Genomic DNA, 26259 nt, shown 5'->3' on the forward strand with positions numbered 1-26259 from the left:
CCGGCACATCGGCGGCCCGCTCGGACTTTAGGGCCGCCCAAGCGGCAATTAGTTCCCGGCGTTGAGGCCGCCGATGTAATTGGCCACCGCCTTAATTTCGGCATCGCTCAGATTCTTGGCACTCAAGCGCATCATCATCTGCTCGCCGTCATTGGTCCGTTCGCCGGCGCGGAAAGCGCGCAACTGGGCTTCAATGTATTCCGGGTACTGACCTCCGAGGCGCGGGAAGGCCGCCGGCTCATTGCCCTCACCAGCCGGGGCGTGGCAGCCGGAACAGGCCGGCACGTCGTTTTCCGGGTTACCGGCGCGGTAGATGCGCTCGCCCAATTCCAGAGCGTTAACTTTTTCACCGGTATAGATCTGGACCATCATCTCTTCGGCGCCACTGAGCTGGAGGCTCTGGTCAGCGTAGAACGCGGCCATATCCTGTAAATCCTGGTCGCTTAACCCCACGAGTTGACCCGTCATTTGGGGAACAGCGCGGCCGGTGGTGGCCTTGGCCTCGCCCTGGGCGTTGTCCCAGGCCTGAATGTCCTTCAATTGCTTATAAAGGTAGGGCTCTCCCAGACCGGCCAGTTTGGGGAAGGTCGGCGCCGGGCTGTTGCCGTCCTGACCGTGACAGGCGGCACAGACGGCCACTTTTTCGGCCCCGGCATCGGGGTCACCCTCGGCGTTCACGCCCGGTATTACAATCAGAGCACCCAGTGCGAGGAGCAAATGCTTCACTGAATATTTCATTGGCTAACCTGTCAATTCGTTTATTGTCGCGCCCGCTCCGCAGTCATCGGGCGACATTTGAGCGCCCACGGGCTACAATCGGCAGCCCCACTCGGCCCATGGGCCGCTTGCTGGCCTCGGGCCCCGCTCGGGGCACCGCGCATTATATGGGATAACACAGGCTTTTGCAGGGTTTTATGATCACAGAAATCAACTTCCACGGGGCGACTTTCGAACAAAGCGCTCCCAGCATCCGCGAGTGTCCGCCCGAATCCGGCGCGGAAGTGGCCTTTGCCGGCCGCTCGAACGCGGGCAAATCCAGCGCCATTAACGCCCTAACACAGAACTCCAAGCTGGCCCGCACCAGCAAGACGCCGGGCCGAACCCAGTTAATCAACTTCTTCCGCGTGGGAGAGGCGCAGAAGCTGGTGGACCTACCCGGTTACGGCTACGCCAAGGTGGCGCGGAGCATGAAGGAGCAGTGGCAGGAGAATCTGTCCGAGTATTTGCAAAAGCGCGAATGCCTGCGAGGGTTGATCCTGCTCATGGACATCCGCCATCCCATGCAGGAGTTCGACACCATGATGATTAACTGGGCGGTGGAAATCGAGATGCCGGTGCACATCCTGTTGACCAAGGCGGACAAACTCAAGCGCGGCCCGGCGCAGAACACCTTGTTCGCCGTGCGCAAACAGATGAAGGAGGCGGGCGTGGAAGATCTGGTCAGCGCCCAGTGCTTTTCCTCCCTCAAGCGAGATGGCGTGGAAGAGCTCAAAACTCAGCTCACCGAGTGGCTGACTTTACAAAACTAAACCGAAAACCTCGGGAAAACGCCGAAGGGGCTGGAACTAACCTCCGGGGGCAACGTCAGAGCAAGCAAGACGCGATCAATCAGTCTTTCCTCCGCTTAACTGACACTACCCCAAGGGTGTCAGTCATTGCCCCCGGTGGTCACCCCCTGACCACCGGTTTTTTTTGCCTGCGCTAAAGTCACCACCAACCCTTCCCTTGCCGACTTTCAACCGGACAAAAAAAACCCGGCCAATGTGGCCGGGGTAGCTGAGTCATTCAATACGCTGAATGGCGTTAAGCCAAGTTAGGGGAGTTGCACATGAAAAACACTGTTCATGCTTACTACGACCCGCGCCGTTGGCAAAAGTTCACACCGCCGTCACAAATTGGTAAAAATATCGGCGCTGGCGGCAGGCCAAGCTCGTAAGTGCCTTCGGGGGGCGCTAATGGGCCTGGTCCCAGTTCTCGCCCACGCCGGCATCCACCTTTAAGGGCACCCGGAGCTTCGCCGCAGCGGACATACGCTCGACAATGCCTTCACGCACTTCATCCAATTGCTTCTCCGCCACCTCCAACACCAGCTCGTCGTGCACCTGCATCATGATGCGGGCGTCGAATTTCTTCTTTAACAACCACTGGTCCACATCGATCATGGCGGTTTTGATAATGTCCGCCGCGGTACCCTGCATGGGGGCGTTAATGGCCGTGCGCTCGGCGCCCTGACGCAGACTGCCGTTGCGGGCGTTAATTTCCGGCAGGTACAACCGGCGGCCCATGATGGTTTCGACAAAACCCTGCTCTCGGGCCCGAAGGCGGATGTTGTCCATGTAGCGCTGGACGCCGGGGTAGCGCTCAAAGTAGAGGTCAATGTACTGTTTCGCCTCCTGCCGGCCGATATGCAGCTGTTTGGCCAGGCCGAAGGCCGACATGCCGTAGATCAACCCGAAGTTGATGGCTTTGGCGCGACGGCGCATTTCCGAGGTGACCTTCTCCAGCTCCGTGCCGAACACTTCGGCAGCGGTGGCCTTATGCACATCCAACTCTTTCTCGAAGGCGTTCAGCAAGCCTTTGTCTTCAGACAAGTGCGCCATGATGCGCAGCTCAATCTGAGAGTAGTCCGCCGCCAGCACTTTGTAGCCTTCGGGGGCCACAAAGGCCTGCCGAATGCGTCGTCCCTCCTCGGTACGGATGGGGATGTTCTGCAAGTTGGGATCCGAGGAAGACAGTCGGCCGGTGGCCGTCACCGCCTGATGGTAGGACGTATGAATCCGACCCGTCGCCTTATTGATCATCAGGGGCAGCTTGTCGGTGTAGGTGCTCTTGAGCTTGCTCAGACCCCGGTATTCCATCAAAAGCTTGGGCAGCGGGTAGTCCAGCGCCAGCTCCTGCAGCACCTCCTCCGCTGTGGAGGGTTTGCCTTTGGGGGTTTTTTTGAGCACCGGCAGCTTCTGCTCTTCGAACAAGATCTCCCCCAACTGCTTGGTGGAACCCAGGTTAAAGGCGCGGCCCGCGATCTCGTGGGCCTGCTGCTCCAACTCCGCCAGCCGCTTGCCCAGCTCTCGACTGTGCTCGCCCAGGCGCTTGGCATCGACCAGGGCACCGTTGCGTTCGATGTTGGCCAGCACGGGAACCAGAGGTATTTCCAGGTCCGTGAAGACTCGCCTTAAGGGCTCGATCTCAGACAGCTGGGGCCAGAGTTTGCGGTGCAAGCGCAGGGTAATATCGGCATCCTCCGCGGCGTAAGGCGCGGCGTCTTCAATTTTGATCTGATTAAAGGTCAGTTGTTTGGCGCCCTTGCCGGCAATGGCTTCAAACGAGACGCAGTGATGGTCCAGGTGCTTCTGGGCCAGACTGTCCATATCGTGCCTACTGGCGGTGGAGTTCAGCACGTAGGACTCAAGCATGGTGTCAAAGGCGATGCCCCGCAGGTCAATCTCGTGGTTGCGCAGCACATTGCGGTCGTATTTGAGGTTTTGACCCACCTTGGCTTTTTTGGGGTCTTCCAGCAGAGGCTTGAGGGCTTTTAACACCGCCTCGCGATCCAACTGCTCGGGGGCGCCCATGTAATCGTGCGCCAGGGGCACATAGGCGGCCTTTCCCGGCTCCACCGCGAAGGAGACCCCGACAATGCGAGCCTCCATGGCGTGAAGGCTCGTGGTTTCGGTATCGAAGGCGAACAGCTCCGCTTCCTTTAAGGTTTTGAGCCACTGGTCAAAAGCCCCCTGCTCGGTGACCACCTCATAGTCCACCTCCATTTTAGGCTCGGCGCGCGGCGCGGGTGCCGCCTCTGCATCCACGTCTTCGAGTTCCGCGACCCAGGTTTTGAACTCCAATTCTGCAAACAGACGCTTCAGACGAGCGTTGTCCGGCTCGCCACGGTGAATATCGCCGGGCTTTAGGTCCAGCTCCACATCCGTCTTGATGGTGGCCAGCTCCCGGGACAGGTAAGCTTGCTCTTTGTGCTCTTCGAGCTTCTCGGGCATTTTCTTGGCGCCCCGAAAGCCCAGCTCCCGGACCGCTTCGAGGTTGCCATAAATAGAATCAAGATTCCCCAAACCCTCAATGAGCGCCCGCGCGGTTTTCTCTCCCACGCCGGGTACGCCGGGAATATTGTCGGACTTGTCCCCCATCAACGCCAGATAGTCGATCATTAACGGCGGTTCAAAACCGTATTTCTCCCGCACGCCCGCTTCGTCCAAGTGGGTGCCATTCATGGTGTTGACCAGCGAGATGTGAGCATTCACCAACTGCGCCATGTCCTTATCGCCGGTGGAGACGATCAGGTCCCGTCTCTGTTCCGTGGCTTGGTGTGCCAAAGTTCCGATCACATCATCAGCTTCCACCCCTTCCACCACCAACAGCGGTAGCCCCATGGCCTCCACAATGTCTTTGATGGGCTGGACCTGGGGCCGGAGATCGTCGGGCATGGGAGGCCGTTGGGATTTGTATTCGGCGTAGAGGTCGTCCCGGAAGGTCCGGCCCTTAGCATCAAAAACCACCGCCATCGGGCTTTGGGGAAAGTCCTTAAGCAGCCGCCGAAGCATACTGATAACCCCCTTCACGGCGCCCGTGGGTTCGCCTTTGGCGGTATTGAGGGGCGGCAGGGCGTGGTAAGCGCGGTAGAGGTAGGAGGAACCGTCCACCAACACCAGGGGAGCTGTCTGGGTCATAGGGTTAAAGCCTGTTCACACGGTTGCGGTCGAATCCGAATGGATTGGAGGGCAAGCATAACCCAAAACCGGGAGGCGGTTCAGCCACCGGTTATAACCAAAAGTTTGTTACTGGCGTGTTACCCAGCCTATTTTTAGGCTTTACTTCCACTGTTTCGCCTAAGTATGCGAATTACTTAACAAAAACCTCACTTTTCTATCATCGACATGAAATACCACTGGACTATAGTAACGACTGTGTTACTATAGGTAACACATAGAGAGCACCGCACTCTACATCACACTCACGGGGCTGTTCGACACCAAGGCGAGCAGCCTCCCACTGGGGAAACCCATGGAGGGCGAAACCATGAAGACACTTGGCTTGATCATCGCATCTGTATTATTCGCCGCCAACGTGGCGGCTGACGGTGTTGCCACCAGCGCCCAACCGAGCATGGCCATCGCGACCGCCGAAGCGGGCGTGGCGCTGCAGTGGGAGCTTCCGGAAAAAGCGCAAGAACAGCGCGATATCGTAACGAATGACGACCTGGAGCAACGCTCTCAGGCGTTGAATGAAGAACTGGAAGCGAAACTGAACGAACGGTTGAACGAGAAGCTCAGCCGCCAGTTGCAGGCAAACAATTAACCCCTCGCTTGGCCCGCAGCGGCGGGCCTTTTGTATACCGGTGAGCCGGGCGTTCGCCCGACTGACCATTGATTGACTAACTCTCCTCGCTTATCTCCCCGCCCGGCTAACGCTCGGCGGGGATTTTTTTGTTCTACTCTCAGGCCTGCTCGCTCTCCAGGCAGAGCGCTATATCTTCTCCCAAGCGTTCCAGCAACTGTGGATAGCTCGTGATGGCCTCGCGCGCGCCCAGCAAGTCCAACTCCCCCAGGCGTAGCTTCAGCTCATCCGCCAGACGGCGCGCCGAGCCCATGTCGTAATAAGGTTCCGTAAACAAGCAAGCGGCGTTACGCAGGCGCTCGCGCAGTTCATATAGGTGGCGCGCGCCCGGACGGCGTTCGGGAGAAAGCGTCACGGCCGCACGCTGATTAAGCCGGTAACGGTCAACAAAATGCTGATAACCGGCGTGATACACCGCGAATGGCACATCTCGTACCGGTGCCAAACGGGTCTCCAGGGCTCGATCCAACTCCGAGAGCGTCTGTTCCAAGGCACCCGCCCGATCGCGGTAGCCCTGCGCTCCGGCCGGGTCCAGAGCCGCCAGGCGTTCGGCCAGTGCCCGCGCCACAACGGCCCCGTTGTTCGGGTTTAGCCACAGGTGTGGGTCCCGAGGGCCGTGGTGATGGTCCCCATGGTCGTGGTCGTGCTCGTCCTGCTCCGGCCAGTGAATTCCCTCCAGCGTGGAGAGCGTCAGGCGCTTCTCGGCCTTGAGCGGATTTAAGGGGCGGCGCAGAAAGGTTTCCAGGTTCTCCCCAACCCAAACCACAAGGTCGGCGTCGGTCAAACGCTGCATGTCGGAAACCTTAAGGGGATAATCGTGGGGTGAGGCGTTGGGGGGCAGCAGATGGCTGACCCGGCCGCTTTCACCCACCACGGCGCGGGCGATTAACGCCAGCGGCTTGATGCTGGTGACCACGTCAACCTCAGCCCGAGCCACGCTGGCAAACACACTCAGCCCACTCATTAATAACCACAAACCAATCCGCACCAAGGGAGGTCGGCAAACAACGCTAGGACGCATAGGGGAACTCGCACCTGAAGATAGAAAGGGTTATAGTGTAACATCGTTGAGAGAAAAGCCCGAGCCGAGGCCATGCTATGACTCACACCCCCCTGGCGTTCCGACACCATAACCACCGCCTGTGTGTACGCGGTGCACTGGACTCGGCCCGCACGCTATGTAATGAACGCGGTGCCCGGTTGACGCCGCTGCGCGAACAGGTGCTGGAGCTGGTATGGCAGAGCCACAAGCCGTTGGGAGCCTACCAATTGATGGACCAACTGGCCAAGGCCTCCACTCGCCGCGTCGCACCCCCCACGGTGTACCGGGCGCTGGACTTTTTGCTGGAGCAGGGTCTGATTCACCGCATTAACGGTCTGAACGCCTACGTCGGCTGCCACAGCCCCGAACACCGGCACCCGAGCCACTTTTTGCTCTGCCGGGCTTGCGGCGTGGCGGTGGAAATCGAGAGCACGCAGTTGAACGAGACCATTATGGACAACGCCCGGGAGGCCGGATTTAGGCTTGAGAGCCACTCTCTGGAAGTCACCGGACTGTGTCCCGACTGCCGGAGCCAGGCCGATGCCTGAAGCTCTACTTAGCGCCCGAGATATTGCCGTGCGCCGAGGCGGGCGCACGATTCTCCACGGTGCCGACCTGACCCTGGAGCAGGGCAAGATCGTTACCTTGATTGGCCCCAACGGCGCTGGCAAGACCACGTTGGTGCGCTGCGTGCTCGGGCTCATTCGCCCGGACGAAGGGGGGCTCGAGCGCCGCCCGGGGCTGCGTATTGGCTACATGCCCCAGAAACTCCATATCGATCCCAGCCTGCCGCTGACGGTCAAACGCTTCCTCACACTGGGAGGCCGTCCCCGCCTGCCCCTGGGGGAAGTGGTGGCCCTGGCGGGTATCGAAGACCTTCTGAGCGCCACCATGAGCCACTTGTCCGGGGGCGAAACCCAGCGGGTACTGCTCGCCCGGGCCCTACTGCGGGATCCTAACCTATTGGTGCTGGACGAACCGGTCCAGGGGGTCGATGTCACCGGCCAGGAGGCCCTGTACCAACTCATCAATGATATTCGGCGCCAACGGGAATGCGGGGTGCTGCTGGTCTCCCATGACTTACACTTGGTGATGGCTACCACCGATACGGTAATCTGTTTAAACCAGCACGTCTGCTGTCACGGCCACCCCGACCAGGTCACCTCCGACCCAGCCTACCACGCGCTTTTCGGAGAACGGGCCAAACCCCTTGTCGCGCCGTACACTCATCACCACGACCACAAACACGACGACCACGGCAACATTGTCGAACTGGACACGGACAACGCGCACAACCATGCCTGATTTTTTACTCTACGCCCTACTCTCCGGCCTGGGAGTGGCCCTGGTGGCCGGCCCCCTGGGCGCTCTGGTGGTCTGGCGCCGGATGGCCTATTTCGGTGACACCCTGGCCCACTCCGCCCTGATGGGTGTGACCTTCGGACTATTGCTGAACGTCAACCTCAACCTGGCCGTGGCCGTGGGGTGTCTGCTGCTAGCCCTGGTTTTGGTGGCCCTGCAGCACAACCGGTTGCTGGCCACCGACACCCTGCTGGGCATTCTGTCCCACTCCACCCTGGCCTTGGGGCTGGTGATGGTAAGCCTATTTACGAACAGCCGGATCGACCTGCTGGGGTATCTGTTTGGCGACATCCTCTCCGCCAGTGCCACGGATGTGGTAACCGTCTGGGTAATCTCGGTGGTCGTCTCAGCCCTTTTACTGCTGCTCTGGCGCCCCCTGCTCGCCATAACCGTGCACGAGGATCTGGCCCACGTGGAGGGCGTGCCGGTCACGGCTGTGCGCACCGCCTTAATGCTATTGATGGCCCTGGTGATTGCCATCGCCATGAAGGTGGTGGGGGTCTTGCTGATTACCGCCCTTCTGATTATTCCGGCGGCCACCAGCCGGCGTCTTACCCACACTCCCGAGACCATGGCGCTGGGAGCGAGTCTGCTCGGGGCGCTCTCGGTAGCCGGCGGTTTGGGAGCCTCTTTTATTTGGGACAGCCCCGCCGGACCTTCGATCGTACTGTGTGCCACCGTGGCATTTGTGCTCTCCCTACTAAAGCGTGCCGACGGCTGAAGTGCTCACCCTCCGGCGCGCCTTTACACCTTCCAACCAGCTCCTACCCCTTCCCCGGTGGTTTCCGCGTCATCCATGACAACATTATTTTGGTAAAACGGCTCCATTTGACCGATTTTTGTGCAATAATGGCAGAGTTGTTATACAAGCACGCAAAAGGACTCTGCTTATGGTCAGCCCAAATGTTGTAATCGGCAACGAATCCGTCAGAGGCGATGCCATCGCCACCAAGGTACACCAGGATATTGCCTTCCTTACCGACCGCCTCGGCCGCCTGGAAACCCAAGCCAGCCCCAACCCCCAAGTCATGAAGGTCTACCGAGACATGCTTGAGAGCCGCTATGCCGTGCTCGAATGGCTGACGCAGGATCACATGGCGAATGGTTGACGGGCACGGCTCCCCTTTTGTACCAGTGCTGGCCATCCATAGCCTGTGAACCGGTTGTCGTCTCGTTAGCCGCTCTCCCTTGTCCTGGGCCCTCGCTTACACCCGCCTAACCGGCAAACAGCCGGGCCCGATGGGCTCGAAGGATTTGTAGGTCAGAATGAACTCCTGGTGCCCGAGCTGTTCGGACAAGCTTCGCTCGCCCAAAGCGACGGCCCGCACCTGGCGGTAAATCTCCTCACCCACCTCGTCGAGACTGGCATCGCCGTTAAGAATCCGCCCGGCGTTTACATCCATATCCCCGTAGAGTTTTTCGTAGGTTTCCGGGTTGGCGCAGATTTTAATCACCGGCGAGATTGCCGAACCCACCACCGAGCCGCGTCCAGTGGTGAACAAAGTCAGATGACAGCCACTGGCGATCATCTCAACGATCTCGGCATTGTCGGCAATGTTGGGGAACCCGAACCTGGGCTCGCCGTCGGGAACCACATCTAACAGGTAGAGACCGCCCGCGGGAGGGCAATCGCCGGGCTTGAGCAAGCCGCTGATGGGCGAGGCGCCGGATTTGGAATAAGCCCCCATGGACTTCTCCTCCAGGGTGGTCAGGCCGCCATCGGCATTGCCGGGAGCAAAGCTCCCAAACCCCATGGTGCGGTAATAGCGCTCGGCCTTGGCGACGCTGTCCTGAATCTGTTGCCCGAGCTCGGGAGTCGCGGCCCGCTCCGCCATGATGTTCTCACAGCCAATCAGCTCGCCGGTCTCTTCAAACATACAGGCGGCGCCCTCCGCCACCAGGCGATCAAAGCACCGGCCCACCGCCGGGTTGGCGGTAATCCCGCTGGTGCCGTCACTGCCGCCGCAAATGGTGCCCACCACCAGCTCATTCATGGCCATGGGTACGGGGACCTGTTGTGCCATCTGCTCACGCAGGGCGCCCACACTCTGAATGCCTCTGGCCACGGTGGAGGCAGTGCCACCATTTTCCTGAATCACCAGCAAGTCGACCGGGCGGCCGCTGGCGGCAATCTGTTCACGCAACTCGTCCCGGTCCATACTTTCACAGCCGAGCGAGACCAACAGTACCCCACCCACGTTCGGGTGGGTACACAGCGCGTTCATCATGTCGCTGGCGTAATCGTTGGGAAAGCAGCCGGGGAAGCCGATCAGGTGAACGTCCAGGTCGTCAAAATGCTGGACGATCTTCCGGCTGACATGGTGGGCGCACTCCACCAGATAGGCGACCAATACCACGTTGCGAATGCCCTTTCGTCCGTCCTCACGAAGGTAACCCCTGAGGGAGGGGGGCTGAGCGGTGGCCTGCGGGATAGCACTCACGGTTTCGGCTCCTGTAACGAGGGGGGCGGGCGGTCTTCACGGCGCCGCGTATGGCTGGCCAGGTAATCGCTGGTCATGTTGTGCATGTGTACCCAGGCACCGGCGGCGACCGGCGCCAAGAGAGAGCCGATGGGCGCCCCGTACTTAAAGACCTTCTCTCCCTGGGCCATGTCCCAGCGGGCCATCTTGTGCCCCACCCCCAAGGGCTGGGGCAGCTCCAGGGGGCGCTCACCGACAACCACCCTTGTGCCCGCCCTCAGAGTCCGGGTGGCGACTAGGACATTGTCGCTCGGATGGAGCAGAATCAGCGCCTCTTTCGCGGCGGCTTTGTCATTCATGACGTGCGATCTCCCTAAGCCGGTACGGGCGCGTCGCCCGCTAACAGTTGTTGTTCTTTCAGAGCATCCCAGAAGGCCGGTGGTATGGGGGCGTCCATCCAGACCTTCGCTTGGTGGACTTCCTCTGGATGCGCGCAGCCGGCAATCACCGACACCACCGCTGGGTGGGCCGTGGGAAACTGCAACGCCGCCGCCGGTAGGGGGACGCCAAAGTCCGCGCACACCACCTCCAAGGCGGCCACCCGCTCAATGATGCTCACGGGCGCGGACTCGTAGTTATAGCGAAACGGCCCCGAGCCCCCTACCCCGCTGGCGAGAATCCCCGAATTGAAGGCGCCCCCAATCACCACTGGCACCCCTTTGGCCAGGCAGGCCGGCAAGAGCCGCTCGAGGGCGGCCTGCTCCAGAAGGGTGTAGCGCCCGGCAAGCAACAGCACATCGATATCCAGTTCATTCAGGGCGCGCTCACACACGGCGGTTTCATTAACCCCCAGGCCAATGGCGTGAATGAGCCCCCGCTGTTTACACTCCCGAAGAGCGCGATAGCCACCCTGGCAAAACTGGTCCCAGTAAAAGCGGTCCCGTTCACCATGGGTTAGGGGCCCCAGATCGTGGGCGTAGACAATCGCGGGGCGGCGCCCGAGCCGTAGGCGGCTCTCTTCAAGCTGGGCCATTACGCCCTCGTAGCTGTAGTCAAACACCGGGGTCAGATCCGGAGCCCGAACGAAGCCAAACCGGGTCTCGGCCCGCCCATCGGAGGCGATCGGCTCAAGCCGCCGCCCCACCTTGGAGGAAAGCGTGCAAGACTCCCGTGCCAAGACGGCTCCCAAGCGCTGCTCGCTCAGCCCAAAACCGTAGTGGGGCGCGGTGTCGAAGTAGCTGATACCGTCGGCGCGGGCCTGGATTAACGTGGCCCGGGCCTGATCCTCGGAGAGAGGCCGATAGAGGTTGCCCAACGGGGCCGACCCAAAGCCGAGCAGAGGAAGCTCTAGGGGGGTGTCACCCAAGGGGCGGCGTTGCTGGGAGCGGGGCAATGTCACGAGCGGCCTTCTATTGAGTGTGGGAATTGTTCGGTCTTTCGATTAACAAGCGACTTGCGAGCGGTGAACGAGGGCCTGAACAGCGGGTGCCGAGGCGCTCGACGTTTTTATAATTAAAAAACCACTTACAAGTAAAATTAAAAACACACCGTTTGTCAACCGCTTTCTCGGCAATGCCGCACTGGCACCAGCTCGAACCTCTAACTTTTAGGGGCTAACCCATAGACCACCCGGGCATTGCCCCCAAACACCGCTGCTTCCTGTTCCGGACACCGCAAGCGCACCCGCTCGCGGGCCCGCGCCAACCAATCGGCGTAATGGCTGTTCAAGGTCAGCACGGGCCAATCACTCCCCCATAGCACCCGTTTGGGTCCGAACAGAGTCAAAATACGGTCAATGTAATCGTTCATTGCCTCCGCCGGTTGCGCGGGCATCATTTCAGTGGCCAGGCCGGACAATTTACATGCCACATTCGGCTTCGAGGCCAGGGCCGCAAGGTGTTGCGTCCACTGCTCCATTTCCCCTTGGGCAATATTGGGCTTGCCCCCGTGATCAAGCACAATTGAAAGGGTGGGATGGTGCCGTGCCAGAGCGTGGATCACCGGTAACTGACGGGGGGTCACCAGGGCATCGAATACCAGCTTCCGCTCGGCCAGAGCCGCCAGCGCGTCGGGACGCGCACGGCGCAAAATCCAATCATCCTCACCCAGGTCCTGAAGCATGGGCCGAATACCGCAGAGACGGGGGTGGTCCGCCAGCTCGTGCACGGTCTGCACGGCATTGGATGCACTGAGGTCCACCCATCCGACTACGCCCAGAATACGCGGATCCCGCTCCGCCAGCGTCAACAGGTATTGGGTATCGTCAAGGTGAGGCTGGGACTGGACCAAAATGGAACCACTGACGCCACAGGACGAGGCCTCCGCCCAGAAGTCCGCCGGGCCCAAATCCCGGTAGAGTGGTTCTAGCGCCGGGGTGGGCCAACGACATTCGGGCCGGCTCAGCTGCCAGCAGTGATGGTGGGCATCAATGATTTCGTTCATACCCTTCCCTCTATACCGAACCCTTCCCCGACTTCGCCATGCCCTCCCTGAGGGTACGCCGGGCGAAAGCCGCGACCACGAAAAAACACACCAGGGGCACACCCACGGCCCAATGAATCGCCGTCAGATCTGACACCAACCCCATCAACGCGGTGATAACCGCCCCGCCAATAATGGCCATCACCAACAGAGCGGAACCGGCTTTGGTCAGGGCACCGAGGCCCCGGAGGCTGAGTGCGAAGATAGTGGGAAACATTAAGGACATAAAAAAGCTGGTACCGGCCAGGGCCACCAGACCAACCCGGCTGGGGGCGAGCATGGCCACGGCGCAAAGCACGATGTTGGCCAGGGCGTAGATCAGCATCAAACGGGCGGGAGCCACCCGCCCCATTAAGGCAGTGGCGACGAAGCGGCCGATCATAAACGCCACGAGGGAGGCGGCAAGGTAATCCGCCAGGGTCTTTTCCCCCGCGCCGGGCAGGGCTGCCTGCCCATAACGAATCATATAGCTCCAGATACACACCTGCGCTCCCACGTAAAAGAACTGGGCCGCCACGCCGAAAAGGTAGTAACGCCGCCGAAACAGCGCTTTGAAATCCCGTAAGCGAAAACGGTGGTCGGTGTCCTCCTGCCCGCCAACAACGGTGGGGAAACGCACCCACCACACCGCCAACGCCCAGAGCAGCACAACGGCGGCAATCGCCACGTAGGGGGCCGCGACTGCCTGGACTTCGGCCGTGTAAAACGCCGTGCGCTCGGCCTGCGTCATGGCCGCCAGAGCTGCTGGGCTGGGCTCCACACCGGAGAGAATGAACTCACGCCCAATCAATACCCCTGAGATAGTCCCCAGGGAGTTGAAGGATTGAGCGAAGTTGAGCCGCCGCTCGGCCGTCTCCGGGTGCCCCATGGCGACGATCAGCGGGTTCGCGGAGGTTTCCAAAAACGCCAAGCCACTGGCAATCACAAACAGTGCCAATAAAAAGTACCCATACTCCTGCGCCTGGGCGGCGGGATAGAACAGCCCGGCCCCCAAGCCGTAGAGCAGCAACCCGGTAATAACCGCCGCCTTATAGCCAAAACACTTCATTGCCAGCGAGGCCGGAATGGCCAGGGCGAAGTAGCCGAAGTAGAACGCCGACTGCACCCACCCGGAAGCAAAATCACTGAGCACAAACGCTTTTTTGAACTGAGTGATTAAAATATCGTTCAGGTTGTTGGCCACGCCCCACATAAAAAAGAGGCTGACAATCAGAAACAGGGGCAGCCAGAGCGCCAAGCCGGTCATGGCTTGCGCCCGAGCTGGAGTTTGGACCTGCGCACTATCATTCATGGGGTTTTCGAACTCTCCTTTGAACTCGCTCTTGAGAGCGATCAACGGCGCACGGCGGGCTGAAAACACGCTGAGCAACGGATTATTATGGCTCTCTGTATACCACAGGTTCAATTGACACGGAAAACGTTCTTTATTTTTGGGATATTTCCTCGTGGGGCACGGCTCCCCGCCAACCTGTAGGGTGTCTACATTAGAGGGTTCACATAGAGAAGGGGTTGCCGGGTGGCGCTGCGCTTACCCAGCCTACGCCTTGGGGAGAGGGGTAGAGGTCCCGGTGCCGATGGGCCCTCAGTGCCGATAGCGCCGGGAACGTGCACGAGAGGGCCACCGAAACGGGATCCGTTAGTGAGGAAACGCCTCGGTAATCGCCCGATAGTGCTCCGCCATTTTCGCTGGATCAAAAGGCGGCTTGAAGAAGGCGTGATAGTCGCCCCGGGGGTTGAACAGGACGACTTGGCCGCCGTGGTCTATGGTGTAATCTTCACCCTCCAGAGTGACCTTGGCAAAGGCGACGTTGGCTTCATTCGCGAAGCGTTTCAAGGTCAAAAACTCGCCGGTCACTCCCACAAAATCCTCATGGAAGTGGGGAACGTATTCCGCCAACACCTCCGGGGTATCGCGGGCGGGATCCAGCGTTACCAGCAGAACCTGAGTATTGGCGAGCCGCTCGGCACTGAGCTCTCCCATCATGCGGGACAGTTCCGCCATGGTGACCGGGCAGATATCCGGGCAGTGGGTAAAACCGAAAAAGGCCAGGGTCCAGACGCCCTCCAGGTCCTCATCGGTGAAAGGCTCACCACGGTGATTGACCAGTTCGAAGTCTGTCAGTCGGCGGGGCTGTTCAAAGACCACCGTGCCCTGCTCCCTGAGGGCCTCCCGGTCCAGAGGTGGCTCGCGCGTGACTTTGTAGACCTGCAAGCCAATAACCAGGGCCACAATGGTTACCAGGATGGCTACCGTGCGGCGGATGCCGCGTCTTTGGGCAGCGCGATTAACGTCCGGGGCCATCGGCGCTTACACCCCAGCCGCTAAGTAGTGAGTGGGTACCGGCAATAAGTAGTGGTCAAGCAGCATAATCACGAACAGCGCCATCAGGTAGACAATCGAATACTTGAAGGTATCCATTCCCACGTTGGGCTTGTTCTTGCTCAGCAGTAGCGCCAGGGACCAGTACAGAAACCCCGCGCCCAATACCAACGCTCCCAGTAGGTAGAGCCAGTTCAACATGCCGGTAATGTAGGGCAGCATGGTCACCAATACCAGGATGACGGTGTACAACAATATATGCAGCTTGGTGTATTGCTCCCCGTGGGTTACCGGCAGCATGGGGATGTCCGCCTTGGCGTACTCCTCCTTTCTATGCACCGCCAGGGCCCAGAAGTGCGGTGGCGTCCAGGCGAAGATGATCAGTACCAGCAACAGGGCGTGGCCGTGGATTTCCCCGGTAACCGCTGTCCAGCCCAGTAGCGGTGGCGCGGCGCCGGCGATACCGCCAATCACAATATTTTGGGGAGTGGCTCGCTTAAGGAAAAGGGTGTACACCACCGCGTAACCCAGCAGGGACACCAGCGTCAGTACCGCCGTCAGGGTATTGATAAACACCACAAGCAGCGCCATACCCAGGGCGCCGATCACCGAGGCAAAAATCGCTGCCTGCATCGGCTCGACCCGCCCCTTGGCGATGGGCCGATTGAAGGTACGCGCCATTTTCTGATCGACGTGGCGGTCCACCAGGTGATTGACCGTGGCGGCCGAGCCCGCGCAAAGTGCGATCCCCAGGTTACCGATCAACAGGACATCCAAGGGCACCATACCGGGCACCGCGAGCAACATGCCGATGACCGAGGTGAGGATCATGAGCATCACTACATTGGGCTTGCACAGCTCGTAATAATCCCGCCAGCTAATATGGCCGGTCGACGCTCGGGTATTGTCTATAGTCTTCGCCATGGAAGGGGCACCTCGGATTTATTATCGCCCTAGTGGGCCGGCCACTAGATTCGGATCGCGGAATAACTGCGATGAGCCAGAGTCACTAAGGATAGCAACAGTAACGCACCGACTGCATTGTGGGCAACCGCCACCGACAGCGGCAGTGAGGCCAATACATTGCTGATACCCAGCGTGACCTGGACGACCAACAGCAGGCCAATCAAGCCGGCTAACCGCCGTGCGGCCCGAACGCCTACACGCCACAGCCGCGTTATCAGCAACAACAACACCAACGTAGTCACAACCGCGCCAATGCGGTGAGCCATATGAATGGCGGTGCGCGCATCCCCTTCGAGCAAGCCCCCCAAGTAATTGGGGCCCACGCTCTGTGCAAAATTAAAGGCGCGTGCAAAATCCATTGCCGGCCACCACCGGCCGTGGCAGGTGGGAAAGTCCGTACACGCCAGTGCCGCATAGTTTGAACTGGTCCAACCGCCGAGCGCAATCTGCCCCACCACGACCGCCACCGCCAACCACACCAACGGCCGCATTCCAATCAAGCGGCGATGACTGTTCCCCGACAGAGTCCAGGGGCGGTTGTACAGGCGCAGCGTCAGTAGCCAAAGCAGGCTCAGCGTGGCAAAGCCGCCCAGTAGATGGGCGGTCACGACTTGGGGCCAAAGCTTCAGCGTCACCGTCCACATACCAAAGGCGGCCTGGAGCACCACCAGTGCCAATAACCCACTGGCGTGCCAACGGGGGTACTGCATCGCGGGCGCACGTTGGGCGAACCGCCACATGGCCACGGTGAGCCCGAGAATCACCAGCCCCAGGGCACCCGCAAAGTATCGGTGTACCATCTCGGGCCAGGTTTTGTCGTGCTCCACCGGCGCTTCGGGAAAAAGCGCTTCGGCGCGCGCCACCGATTCGGCCGACTTGGGCCAGGTCAGATGGCCATAACACCCGGGCCAGTCCGGACAACCTAAGCCCGCGTCGGCCAGCCGGGTAAACGCACCCAACACCACCACACCCATACACAATAGTGTCGCGAACAGGGCCCAGCGGTAACCGTTTTTCTTCTGTGATCGAATGGGGGACAAGGGCGTCTCTCCTGGCACCGGTCAGTCGTCGTAAGAATAGCGCAGCAGGCGCTTCAGATCTTTTAGCAACTCACTGCCCGAATGCTCGGGCGTATAACTCATCATTACAAACCCTTCCTGATCCATCAGGTAGTACCGCCCGCTATCCAGGGGGGGCTCGGGCTGATTGGTTTGCTTGAGCGAGGCCATCATCGAGGCCCGGTCGGGTCGAACCCATTCAGTACCCGGATGCTCCTCCTGAAGGAAGCGTCGCACCGACTCTTCCATCGCCCCGCCCATCGGCATGATCAGGCGTTTGACCCGATAGGCCTTGTCCGCCAGGCGCACGTGAACCTGGCGAGTAAGATAGAGGTTTTCCTCACAGTGGCCGGAGCAATCGCTCGGAATCGGCACAATCAGGCGCCAGCGCTTCTGCTCCGGTTCCGCCTGCCAGGGCTCCCCATTGAGGGTGCGCGGTTCCCACTGGGAGAAACGCTGGGGCGGGTCGATCAGGTCACCTTTGTTGATCTGGCCGTCGGGAATGCCGACGCCGGTGTGATAAAACACGTACGCGATCAACATGGGCAGCGCCACCACCGCCATCAGGGCGGTGGCAATAATCCGGCCACGGCGTTGGAGCTGTTGTTCGCGTTCATCGGTGCGGGGGGCGTCACTCATAGTCATACTCTTGTCGCTTTGCCTGTTGGTCCCTAGTGGTGCCTTAGGCTGCTTCGTTGTCTTTGTGGCGCCACCGGCGCCCGAGGCTCGTCGCCGTGAATACGAACCACAGCAGCACCGCCAGCGCCATGGCGAACCATTGTACGGCGTAGCCCAAATGTTTGGCCGCGCTAATCTCGTATTGCTGCCACTGCGTGATTAGCGCTCCGGGGCTGCCGTCATCCAGCTTGACGTAATGCCCGCCCAAGGGCTCACCGAGCGTTTCCGCCATGAGCTCGGGCTCAATGGATAGAATCACCTTGGGCCAGCCGGCGCTGGCACCTTCACCCTCGAGGAGGGGGTGGTCACTCGGGGACCACCATTCGCCGAAAAGCGTGACTTCCCCCTCGGGCACCGCTGGGTCAGGCAGTGTGCTGCGATCCCGTTCGCCGCGTATCCAACCACGATTGACCAACAGCACCGTGCCATCGCTCAGCTCAAAAGGGGTCACCACTTCAAACCCGACTTTGCCTTGGCGCTGGCGGTTGTCCAGCAGCCAGTTGCGCCCGGGCCAATAGTATCCGGTAAGGATCAGGCGGCGGTGCTCGGAGAGCTGCCCCAAGTCAGCCCCGGGGAGTATCTCGGGCGGCTGGCTCTGCACCGCTTCAAGCTCCCCCTGACGCTCGCGCTTTTCCTCGGCCCGCTGAAGCTGCCAGATACCCAGGGACAGCAGAAGAGGAAAGGTCAGCAGGCAAAGCACCGTGACTTTTCGACGGAAGGCGGTGGTAAACTGTTTCGGAGCGGACGTTTTATGAGCGTTCACCGTTACATCCAACGCGTCAAAACTGGAGCCGTTATGTGGCTGAAAATCACTATACTGATTCTTTTCCTGGGCGTTCTGGCCAGCCTAACCAGCGGCCTGCGCTTTCTGCTGAAAGATTCCGGCGTTCCGGAGTCCAAGCGCACTCTCTACGCCCTGGGCATTCGAATCACGCTGGCAACATTGATGATGCTTTGCGTTTTTTACGGCTTTTACAGCGGGATTCTTTCCAGCTCCGCCCCGTGGGACGCGCGCCTGTGAGCGCGCGCCCACCGGCGCGTCACCCGAAAATATAAACGGAGAAGAACAGGCCGACCCACACAACATCCACAAAGTGCCAGTACCAACTGGCGGCTTCAAACCCGAAGTTGTCGTCCGGCTTGAAATGCCCTTTCAGTACCGAGCGCAACCACATGACCGTGAGCATGAAAGTACCCAGAAATACGTGCATACCGTGGAAGCCGGTAAGCATAAAGAACGTCGTACCGTAAACACCGGACTGCAAGGTCAGCCCCATTTCCTGGTAGGCGTGAACATACTCTTCCACCTGCAGAAACAGGAAGATAATGGCCAGTACAATGGTAGCCCCCAGCCAGGAGTTGAACGCGCGCCGGGCGTTGTTTTTGATCGCGCTGTGGGCAAAGTGGACAGTGACACTGGAAAGAAGCAGGATCACCGTGTTCCAGAAGGGCAGCCAAGTCCAAATTGAGCTGACTTGGGAATAGCTCATGCTTTGGTCCGGCCCTTTTACCGTCGCCGCATTGCCGTCAACGGCCTCGGCCGGGGTATTCATCAATGGCCAGCTGGCATCGAAACCCTTCCAAAGAAACTCGTTGGTGGCGGTATCGTCGGTGGCGCCGCCGAGCTCGGGCAACGCAATATGCCGGATATAGTAAAGGGCGCCGAAAAAAGCCGCAAAGAACATCACCTCGCTGAAAATAAACCAGCTCATGCCCCACACGTAGGAACGCTTCAGCTGAGCGCTGTTCAGGCCCGCCATGTTTTCATTGATGACGGCACCGAACCAGTTCCACAGGACCACGGCAAACACCAGCCCACCGGCCAAAAACAGGTAGGGGCCCGAGCTGTTGCCATTCATCCAGTTGGCCGCGCCGAAGACCGTTAGAAACAGCCCGAAGCTGGCCCAGAGCGGTAGCTTGCTCTGCTCTGGTACGTAATAAGTTCCTTCACTTGTCGCCATAGTGTTTACTCCGCACTCGTTGTTATTGTGTCACGCTCGCCACGTTGTCTTCACCATCCTCGAACCGGTCCGTAACATCAAACAGAGTGTAGGACAGGGTGATGGTATGGATTTGTTGGGGCAGATCGCGATCCACGATAAAAAACATCGGAAGTTCCGCGCCTTCCCCCGCCTCCAAGTGTTGCTGATCGAAGCAGAAGCACTCGGTTTTATGAAAATAACTACTCGCCTTGTAGGGCACCAAACTCGGAATCGCCTGACCGACCATCTTTTGCTCGGTGGGGTTAAACGCTTCGAAGTTCACCCGCGTCTGCTCTCCGGGGTGTACTTCCACCGTCCGAACCTCGGGGGCGAATTCCCACGGCATGCCCTGGTTGTTGGTTGCCACGAACTGAACTTTAATGGTTCGGCTGGTATCGACCTCCGCGCTGGTGACCTCGTAACGATCCCCAGTTTTGCCGTTGAGCCCGGTGATTTCGCAAAACGCATCGTACATCGGCGGCATGATCCACAGCGCGAAGACAAACATGCCCACCGCCCACACACCCAGCTTGATGCTGAGTGCGGCGACGGGGTTTTCAGGCAGTAGCCGATTCATCGCGACAACCTCGCAACTGACCTACTTCACTTCCGGCGGGGTGCTGAAGGTGTGGTAGGGCGCCGGTGACGGTACCGTCCACTCCAACCCTTCCGGGTTCTCCCACACTTCCGCCGTCGCTTTCTTACCTTTCAAAATGGTGGACACCACGATATACAGGAATAGCACCTGCGCGCCGCCAAAGAGGAAGGCGCCCATGGAAGAGAGCATGTTCCAGTCGGCGAACATCATATGGTAATCCGGAATCCGCCGCGGCATACCCGCCAGCCCGGCGAAGTGCATGGGGAAGAAGGTCAGGTTCAAGCCGATAAAGGCCAGCCAGAAATGTGCCTTGCCCATGGTTTCGTTGTACATGTGGCCACACCACTTGGGCAGCCAGTAATAGACCGCCGCGGTGATGGAGAAGATGGCGCCGGGCACCAACACATAATGGAAGTGCGCCACCACAAAATAGGTGTCGTGGTACTGGAAGTCCGCCGGGGCAATAGCCAGCATCAGGCCGGAGAAACCGCCGATGGTAAACAGTATGACAAAGGCCACCGCGAACAACATGGGCGTTTCGAAGGTCATGGCGCCGCGGAACATGGTTGCGACCCAATTGAATACCTTCACGCCGGTGGGCACCGCGATCAGCATGGTGGCGTACATGAAGAACAGCTCACCGGCGATGGGCATGCCCACGGTAAACATGTGGTGCGCCCAGACGATAAAGCTCAGAAACGCAATGGAGGCGGTGGCGTACACCATGGAGGAGTAACCGAACAGCGGCTTGCGCGCGAAGGTGGGAATAATCGCACTGACAATACCGAAGGCCGGCAGAATCATGATGTACACCTCGGGGTGCCCGAAGAACCAGAACACGTGCTGGAACAGTACCGGGTCACCACCACCGGCGGCGTCAAAGAAACTGGTGCCGAAGTGGATATCCATGAGCATCATGGTGACCACACCCGCCAGCACTGGCATAACCGCGATCAACAAGTAGGCGGTAATCAACCAGGTCCAGACGAACAGGGGCATTTTCATCAGGGTCATGCCCGGCGCGCGCATGTTCAGGATGGTGGCGATGATGTTGATCGCCCCCATGATCGAGCTGGCACCCATGATATGCACGGCGAAGATGAAGAACGTGACCGAGGGCGGCGCGTAAGTGGTGGACAGCGGCGCGTAGAAAGTCCAGCCGAAGTTCGGAGCGCCGCCTTCCATGAACAAGGTAGAGACCAGCATCATGAAGGCGAACGGCAGGATCCAGAAGCTCCAGTTGTTCATGCGTGGCAGGGCCATATCGGGCGCGCCCACCATCATCGGGATCATCCAGTTGGCCAAGCCGACGAAGGCCGGCATAACCGCACCGAACACCATAATCAAGCCGTGCATGGTGGTCATCTGGTTAAAAAAGTTGGGTTCCACTATCTGCAGGCCGGGCTGGAACAGCTCGGCGCGAATGACCAGGGCGAAAATGCCACCCAGGAAGAACATGGCGAAGCTGAACCAGAGGTACATGCTGCCAATGTCTTTGTGGTTGGTGGTATACAACCAGCGAGTAATACCTTTAGCGGGGCCGTGAGCCATTGCGATACCTCCTAGTTGCCCTGTTTGTGGTTATAAATATCAATGGGCTGGGCTTCGTCGCCCATGTTGTTGCCCCAGGCGTTGCGCTCGTAGGTCACAACGGCGGCAATATCAACTTCACTGAGCTGCTCGCCAAACGCCTGCATCGCCGTTCCGGGCACACCATTGACGACAACGTCGATGTGCTCGTCGATCGGACCGACGGCAATGCCCTCTTTCAGACTGGGAAAGGTTCCCGCCACACCTTCGCCGTTGGCTTGGTGACAGGCGGCACACCACTGGCCGTAGACTTTCTCGCCGCGCTCGTAGAGCTCATCGAAACTGAAGGTCTTCTCGGTCAGCTTGGCCAACTCTTGCGCCTGCGCCCGCTTTTCTTCCAGCCAGGCGTTGTATTCCGCTTCGGGCTTGGCTTCAACCACAATGGGCATAAAGCCGTGGTCCTTGCCGCACAGCTCGGCACACTGGCCGCGATAGATGCCGGGTTCTTCAATCACCGCCCAGGAGTCATTAATAAAGCCGGGGATCGCGTCGCGCTTGACGCCCAGATCCGGCACCCACCAGGAGTGGATGACGTCCGCCGCGGTCACCAGGAAGCGGATTTTCTGGCCCACCGGAACCACCAGGGGCTCGTCCACTTCCAACAGGTAATTGGGGTTTTTGGGAGCGTACCCGTCGATTTCATCGCGCGGGGTACTGAGGTTGCTGAAGAAGCTGACATCGCTGTCCACGTAATCGTACTTCCAGCGCCACTGGTAGCCGGTGATCAGTACACTCATGTCGGCTTCTTCAGAATCGTAGAGTGTGATCAGGCTGCTGGTGGCGGGAATGGCCATAACGACCAAAATCACCAGCGGGATCGCCGTCCAGAGAATTTCCAGACCGGTGCTCTCGTGAAAGTTGGCGGGTTTCACACCACGGGATTTGCGGTGCATGATCATGCTGTAGAACATGATGCTGAACACCACCACGCCAATCGCCACGCACCACCAGAACATCTCCATATGGAGGCCCTGGATTTCGCGACTGACCGGCGTCACCCCTTCGGTCATATTAAACTTCAGTGACTCCGCCTTCTCTGCCAGGGTCTGATAACTGGTCATCAGCACGGCAGGGGCAAGCAGCCAGGCGAACAGCCTATGCGCTCGTTTAAACATCGCCCAATTTCTCCGTGTAGCTAGCTTATGTTTATAGTTCAGTACTACTTAATGTTCGATACTCGTTAGTGCGCGGTACTGGGTAATATCGATACCGCGTTTTTGGTACTGACTTTTTTGGTGCCCAGCCTCCGGCTGCCCCCACTCGCCACCCACAAGACGTAGCAGCTTCCCATCCCACGGACGGTCGGCAACAGGGTCGTCTGTCATTGTCGGCTGGAAACCAACGGGTTCGGAATGGCGGGGTACGGCCAGGGCACTGCGGCGAAATGTCGCAACCACCGGCGACAAGGAGGCCATAGCGAGGCAAAAAAGTCAATGGTTTTATGGTGTTAGGGCCCGTTTATTCTCCTGGGGGAAGGGGGTACACTGCCGCCCAATTGTGGCCTCTGACGCCCCCGAACGCCTCCACCAAATTGGACTGCCGACGCCATGAATCGCCGCGCGCCCGCCCACAGAGATATCTGGCAGCTTGCCTGGCCTATGATGCTCAGCAACCTGTCGATCCCCCTGTTGGGAGCAGTGGATACCGCCATTCTCGGGCACTTGCCCAGTCCAGTGTATTTGGGTGCCGTGACGGTGGGCGGGAGCCTGCTCAGCCTGCTGTTCTGGTCGTTCGGGTTTCTGCGCATGGGCACCACCAGCGTCGCCGCCCGCGCCGAGGGCGCGAATGATCGAGCGGGACTTCACCAGGTGCTGGTGCAGAGCCTCTCGCTCGCCCTGGCTCTGGCGCTGGCGCTGATGGTAATCGGGCCCTGGTTGTTGGCGCCGGCCCTGGCGTGGATGGGCCCCAGCCCCGAGGTCCAGGGCCTGGCGCTGGAATACGCCCGAATCCGTCTTTGGGGAGCGCCCGCCAGCCTAATGAATTTCGCTCTGGTCGGCTGGTTTATCGGCCGCCAGGACACCCGCCGCCCCCTGGCGATTCTCTTTACCACCAACGGCCTGAATATTGTGCTGGACGCACTGCTGATTCTCGGCTTCGGGCTCAACAGCGAGGGCGCCGCCTGGGCTAGCGTGTTGGCGGAATATGGCGGCCTGACGCTCGGGCTCTGGCTAGTGGCCCGCACCCTGCACCGGCTGAACCTAGGGCGGGGACAACCTTCCTTGCTGGGCGAAGTGACCCGCTGGCGAGCCTACGGGCGGCTGATGCGGGTCAATCGCCACCTGTTTGTGCGCACCCTATGCCTGCTGTCGGTGTTTGTTTTCTTTGCCGCCCAGGGCGCCCGCATGGGCAATCACATTCTTGCCGCCAACGCCATTCTGCTGCAGTTTCTCCTTCTGACCTCCTATGCTCTGGACGGCTTTGCCCATGCGGCGGAGGCGCTGACCGGTCGAGCCATTGGCGCCGGCCGGATCGGCGACTTTCACTTGGCGACTCGCCGCAGTACCCTTTGGGCGTTGGGATGCAGCGTGCTCATTAGCGCTGTATTCGTCTTGGGCGCGCCCTGGTGGCCCACGGTTTTTACCAGCCAACCAGAAGTGCTCGACATCGTGCGGGCTCATTACGTCTGGGTTTGCCTCATCCCCCTCGTCGGCGTTTGGGGTTACCAACTGGACGGTATATTCCTCGGTAGTGGTCAGACCGCGGCCATGCAGTATACGGTGCTAATCGCTACCGGGGCGGTGTTCGCGCCCTTGTGGTGGTGGCTGCAGCCATTGGGAAATCAGGGCCTTTGGCTGGCGTTTGTGGTCTTCAACGGTGCCCGGGGGGCACTGCTGGGTGGCGCCTACTACCACCTAACCCGCAAGGGGGGTTGGCTGGCATTCAAGTAATGTAAAATGCGCTTTTTCTTCGCGGTTAGAATAAATCACTCTTAAAAACGCCTTGTAATTGGTTACTTTTGAAGTAAGTTTAAATGTGGTATTACCTGCAACATTACCGCATGGACCATGAGTCGCCGCCCAAACCACAGTGCGGCCGACCTGTAACCGGTTGACACCCATGACAAGAAATCTCTATGAACCACACCCAGCCCGGGGAGGGCCATCCCAGCACCATGTGTCTCAGACCGCTCGATCGCATCGAAGCGCTGATTCAAAAAGCGAAAAAACGGGATCTAGAGACAGGACAGCTCAATCGCATACTGGAGCAGCGCGCCCGGCATCTGCACAGCGCTATCAAACTGCCTCGGGAGCAGGCCGCCGCCGCTCTGCGGGATTTTGTGGTGCGCTACATTGAGCATGTACCGGATTTCATCCAAGCCATTGACGACATCACCCGGGAAGCGGGTATTGATGACCGGGTTGAACCCCTACTGAACATCGCCTGTGATTACTTTCTATCGCCGCCGGAGCTGGTCAGCAGCCACAGTCAACTGGTCGCCATGCTCGATGAAAGCTACCTCGCCCACCGGCTGTTGGAGGAAGTTAATGACCGATTTATCGCCTACTGCGGAATACCTCTCGCGCCAATGGACCTGACCCGGGCCAATGTCATCGCCCACGAACTGATCGGCGAGCCCTTCGCCAACGAACTCGACCAGGCCGTGCTGTTTTCGGCGGAGTTGTTGCTCAACGAGTATTCTTTTAACAGTAAGAACTTCCAGCGCTATGTGGCGCAACACCGCGACCGGGGGTGGTCGGAGGAGTTGCGCCGCTGGCCCTGCCTGGCCGCCGACTTGGCCATCGACCTGCGCTTCAGCTCCTAAGCTGCGATAGGATATCCGTTGGGTTCAAATGCGGCGGGAAAATCGGATAGTACACCTGACGAACCACCCCGCCTTCAACCAACAGCGTCACCCGCTTAATGTAACGAGCACCGTCGTAATCGAACGTGGGCAGTTCCAGCTCCGTCGCCAAAACCAAGCCGGAGTCATTTAGTAGCGGAAAGGGCAAGTGTAATCGCTCGACCGCTTCCTTCTGGTCTTCCAGCGGCTGAGCGCTGACCCCGTAGATTTCCACCCCCAGGCGTTGGAACTCGGGGTAGCGGTCGCGGAAAGCGCAGCATTGGGTGGTGCAGCCCCGCGCCCCGGGAATTTTATTCCAGCCGCGCATCGGTGGCTGGTCGGGTTTGCCGGTCATCGGGTAGAAAAAAACCACGGCGGTACCGTTGATAGCGCTCAGGTCCACCGGTTCGCCGGAAGTGCTGGGAAGCGGCCGCTCGGGCAACGCCAAGCCCTGAAGGTGATCGCAAGCCCCGTCGGCCTGGGGCGCCGGCAAGTCCTCCGGCAACATATACAGATTTTTAGCCATAATTGCGGTTGTCCTTTCGATCCCGGAGCCCCGCCGCATGCGGGACGCCGGATTGTGAATCGGAACGAGCTGACATTCCGATCCTCGTCATTGTGGTGGGTGTCTTGTA

General features: G+C 59.6%; 27 protein-coding genes. 9 read left to right on the top strand and 18 right to left on the bottom strand.

The genetic code is table 11. The features are described from left to right. Positions 1 to 48: 48 nt before the first annotated feature. Positions 49 to 738 carry a c-type cytochrome gene (locus AAE514_RS03600; protein WP_347330138.1) on the bottom strand — a complete coding sequence of 230 codons (690 nt, stop codon included), beginning with the start codon at positions 736 to 738 and terminating at the stop codon, positions 49 to 51. A 179-nt stretch (positions 739 to 917) separates the two neighbouring features. Between AAE514_RS03600 and yihA the strand changes: the two genes are divergently transcribed. After that, positions 918 to 1529, top strand: coding sequence for a ribosome biogenesis GTP-binding protein YihA/YsxC (gene yihA, locus AAE514_RS03605; protein WP_347330189.1), 612 nt, complete (start codon positions 918 to 920; stop codon positions 1527 to 1529). A gap of 423 nt (positions 1530 to 1952) precedes the next feature. Here the strand turns inward: yihA and polA are convergent, their stop codons facing one another. Then, a complete protein-coding gene (gene polA / locus AAE514_RS03610) occupies positions 1953 to 4679 on the bottom strand; it encodes a DNA polymerase I (RefSeq protein WP_347330139.1) in 2727 nt (908 codons plus the stop codon). A 349-nt stretch (positions 4680 to 5028) separates the two neighbouring features. Between polA and AAE514_RS03615 the strand changes: the two genes are divergently transcribed. Beyond that, positions 5029 to 5307: a hypothetical protein gene (locus tag AAE514_RS03615; RefSeq protein ID WP_347330140.1), complete on the top strand. Its 279-nt coding sequence runs from the start codon at positions 5029 to 5031 to the stop codon at positions 5305 to 5307. Between the two features lie 139 nt (positions 5308 to 5446). Here AAE514_RS03615 and AAE514_RS03620 read toward each other — a convergent pair whose 3' ends face one another. Beyond that, complete coding sequence (locus AAE514_RS03620) at positions 5447 to 6310, bottom strand: zinc ABC transporter substrate-binding protein (RefSeq protein WP_347330141.1); 864 nt, start codon at positions 6308 to 6310, stop codon at positions 5447 to 5449. A 134-nt stretch (positions 6311 to 6444) separates the two neighbouring features. Here AAE514_RS03620 and AAE514_RS03625 point away from each other — a divergent pair, with 134 nt between their 5' ends. From AAE514_RS03625 to AAE514_RS03640, 4 genes are all read left to right on the top strand, one after another. Then, positions 6445 to 6936, top strand: coding sequence for a Fur family transcriptional regulator (locus tag AAE514_RS03625; RefSeq protein WP_347330142.1), 492 nt, complete (start codon positions 6445 to 6447; stop codon positions 6934 to 6936). After that, positions 6929 to 7693: a zinc ABC transporter ATP-binding protein ZnuC gene (gene znuC / locus AAE514_RS03630; RefSeq protein WP_347330143.1), complete on the top strand. Its 765-nt coding sequence runs from the start codon at positions 6929 to 6931 to the stop codon at positions 7691 to 7693. Before AAE514_RS03625 ends, znuC begins: the two co-directional genes overlap by 8 nt. Next, positions 7686 to 8471: a zinc ABC transporter permease subunit ZnuB gene (znuB, locus tag AAE514_RS03635; RefSeq protein ID WP_347330144.1), complete on the top strand. Its 786-nt coding sequence runs from the start codon at positions 7686 to 7688 to the stop codon at positions 8469 to 8471. Before znuC ends, znuB begins: the two co-directional genes overlap by 8 nt. Positions 8472 to 8640: 169 nt before the next feature. Next, positions 8641 to 8859 carry a hypothetical protein gene (locus AAE514_RS03640; RefSeq protein ID WP_347330145.1) on the top strand — a complete coding sequence of 73 codons (219 nt, stop codon included), beginning with the start codon at positions 8641 to 8643 and terminating at the stop codon, positions 8857 to 8859. Between the two features lie 96 nt (positions 8860 to 8955). Here AAE514_RS03640 and AAE514_RS03645 read toward each other — a convergent pair whose 3' ends face one another. The 10 genes from AAE514_RS03645 to AAE514_RS03690 form a co-directional block, all read right to left on the bottom strand. Further along, a complete protein-coding gene (locus AAE514_RS03645) occupies positions 8956 to 10191 on the bottom strand; it encodes a UxaA family hydrolase (RefSeq protein WP_347330146.1) in 1236 nt (411 codons plus the stop codon). Next, positions 10188 to 10529 (bottom strand): UxaA family hydrolase, encoded by a 342-nt coding sequence (locus AAE514_RS03650; protein WP_347330147.1) that lies wholly within the window; start codon positions 10527 to 10529, stop codon positions 10188 to 10190. Before AAE514_RS03650 ends, AAE514_RS03645 begins: the two co-directional genes overlap by 4 nt. A 14-nt stretch (positions 10530 to 10543) precedes the next feature. Continuing rightward, positions 10544 to 11569 carry an aldo/keto reductase gene (locus AAE514_RS03655; RefSeq protein ID WP_347330148.1) on the bottom strand — a complete coding sequence of 342 codons (1026 nt, stop codon included), beginning with the start codon at positions 11567 to 11569 and terminating at the stop codon, positions 10544 to 10546. Between the two features lie 200 nt (positions 11570 to 11769). After that, entirely contained in the window at positions 11770 to 12612 is an 843-nt protein-coding gene (locus AAE514_RS03660) for an amidohydrolase family protein (protein WP_347330149.1), read from the bottom strand. Positions 12613 to 12622: 10 nt separating this feature from the next. Continuing rightward, entirely contained in the window at positions 12623 to 13942 is a 1320-nt protein-coding gene (gene fucP, locus AAE514_RS03665) for an L-fucose:H+ symporter permease (RefSeq protein ID WP_347330150.1), read from the bottom strand. Between the two features lie 345 nt (positions 13943 to 14287). Continuing rightward, positions 14288 to 14953 (bottom strand): SCO family protein, encoded by a 666-nt coding sequence (locus tag AAE514_RS03670; RefSeq protein WP_347330151.1) that lies wholly within the window; start codon positions 14951 to 14953, stop codon positions 14288 to 14290. 6 nt (positions 14954 to 14959) lie between these two features. Continuing rightward, positions 14960 to 15895, bottom strand: coding sequence for a heme o synthase (gene cyoE / locus AAE514_RS03675; RefSeq protein WP_347330152.1), 936 nt, complete (start codon positions 15893 to 15895; stop codon positions 14960 to 14962). Positions 15896 to 15939: 44 nt separating this feature from the next. Further along, the gene (locus AAE514_RS03680; RefSeq protein WP_347330153.1) at positions 15940 to 16977 is read right to left on the bottom strand and encodes a COX15/CtaA family protein; all 1038 of its coding nucleotides are present in this window, start codon (positions 16975 to 16977) and stop codon (positions 15940 to 15942) included. A 21-nt stretch (positions 16978 to 16998) separates the two neighbouring features. Next, positions 16999 to 17634 (bottom strand): hypothetical protein, encoded by a 636-nt coding sequence (locus AAE514_RS03685; protein WP_347330154.1) that lies wholly within the window; start codon positions 17632 to 17634, stop codon positions 16999 to 17001. Between the two features lie 43 nt (positions 17635 to 17677). Continuing rightward, complete coding sequence (locus AAE514_RS03690) at positions 17678 to 18436, bottom strand: SURF1 family protein (protein ID WP_347330155.1); 759 nt, start codon at positions 18434 to 18436, stop codon at positions 17678 to 17680. A 33-nt stretch (positions 18437 to 18469) separates the two neighbouring features. Between AAE514_RS03690 and AAE514_RS03695 the strand changes: the two genes are divergently transcribed. Further along, complete coding sequence (locus AAE514_RS03695) at positions 18470 to 18694, top strand: DUF2909 domain-containing protein (protein ID WP_347330156.1); 225 nt, start codon at positions 18470 to 18472, stop codon at positions 18692 to 18694. Positions 18695 to 18713: 19 nt separating this feature from the next. Here AAE514_RS03695 and AAE514_RS03700 read toward each other — a convergent pair whose 3' ends face one another. The 4 genes from AAE514_RS03700 to coxB are packed head-to-tail and all read right to left on the bottom strand — an operon-like array spanning position 18714 to position 22958. Next, positions 18714 to 19634 carry a cytochrome c oxidase subunit 3 gene (locus AAE514_RS03700; protein WP_347330157.1) on the bottom strand — a complete coding sequence of 307 codons (921 nt, stop codon included), beginning with the start codon at positions 19632 to 19634 and terminating at the stop codon, positions 18714 to 18716. Positions 19635 to 19656: 22 nt separating this feature from the next. Beyond that, positions 19657 to 20232, bottom strand: coding sequence for a cytochrome c oxidase assembly protein (locus tag AAE514_RS03705; RefSeq protein WP_347330158.1), 576 nt, complete (start codon positions 20230 to 20232; stop codon positions 19657 to 19659). A gap of 21 nt (positions 20233 to 20253) precedes the next feature. Beyond that, positions 20254 to 21804: a cytochrome c oxidase subunit I gene (gene ctaD / locus AAE514_RS03710; RefSeq protein WP_347330159.1), complete on the bottom strand. Its 1551-nt coding sequence runs from the start codon at positions 21802 to 21804 to the stop codon at positions 20254 to 20256. A gap of 11 nt (positions 21805 to 21815) precedes the next feature. Beyond that, positions 21816 to 22958, bottom strand: coding sequence for a cytochrome c oxidase subunit II (gene coxB, locus AAE514_RS03715; RefSeq protein ID WP_347330160.1), 1143 nt, complete (start codon positions 22956 to 22958; stop codon positions 21816 to 21818). 432 nt (positions 22959 to 23390) lie between these two features. On the opposite strand from coxB, the gene AAE514_RS03720 reads away from it, so the two are divergent. Next, positions 23391 to 24731, top strand: coding sequence for an MATE family efflux transporter (locus AAE514_RS03720; protein ID WP_347330161.1), 1341 nt, complete (start codon positions 23391 to 23393; stop codon positions 24729 to 24731). Positions 24732 to 24916: 185 nt separating this feature from the next. Next, the gene (locus AAE514_RS03725) at positions 24917 to 25606 is read left to right on the top strand and encodes a hypothetical protein (RefSeq protein WP_347330162.1); all 690 of its coding nucleotides are present in this window, start codon (positions 24917 to 24919) and stop codon (positions 25604 to 25606) included. Here AAE514_RS03725 and AAE514_RS03730 read toward each other — a convergent pair. Further along, positions 25596 to 26150 (bottom strand): peroxiredoxin, encoded by a 555-nt coding sequence (locus tag AAE514_RS03730; RefSeq protein WP_347330163.1) that lies wholly within the window; start codon positions 26148 to 26150, stop codon positions 25596 to 25598. The genes AAE514_RS03725 and AAE514_RS03730 overlap by 11 nt on opposite strands. Between the last annotated feature and the right edge of the window lie 109 nt (positions 26151 to 26259).

Origin of the sequence: Marinimicrobium locisalis, from assembly GCF_039822625.1 — a bacterium.
GTDB classification, from domain to species: Bacteria; Pseudomonadota; Gammaproteobacteria; order Pseudomonadales; family Cellvibrionaceae; genus Marinimicrobium; species Marinimicrobium locisalis.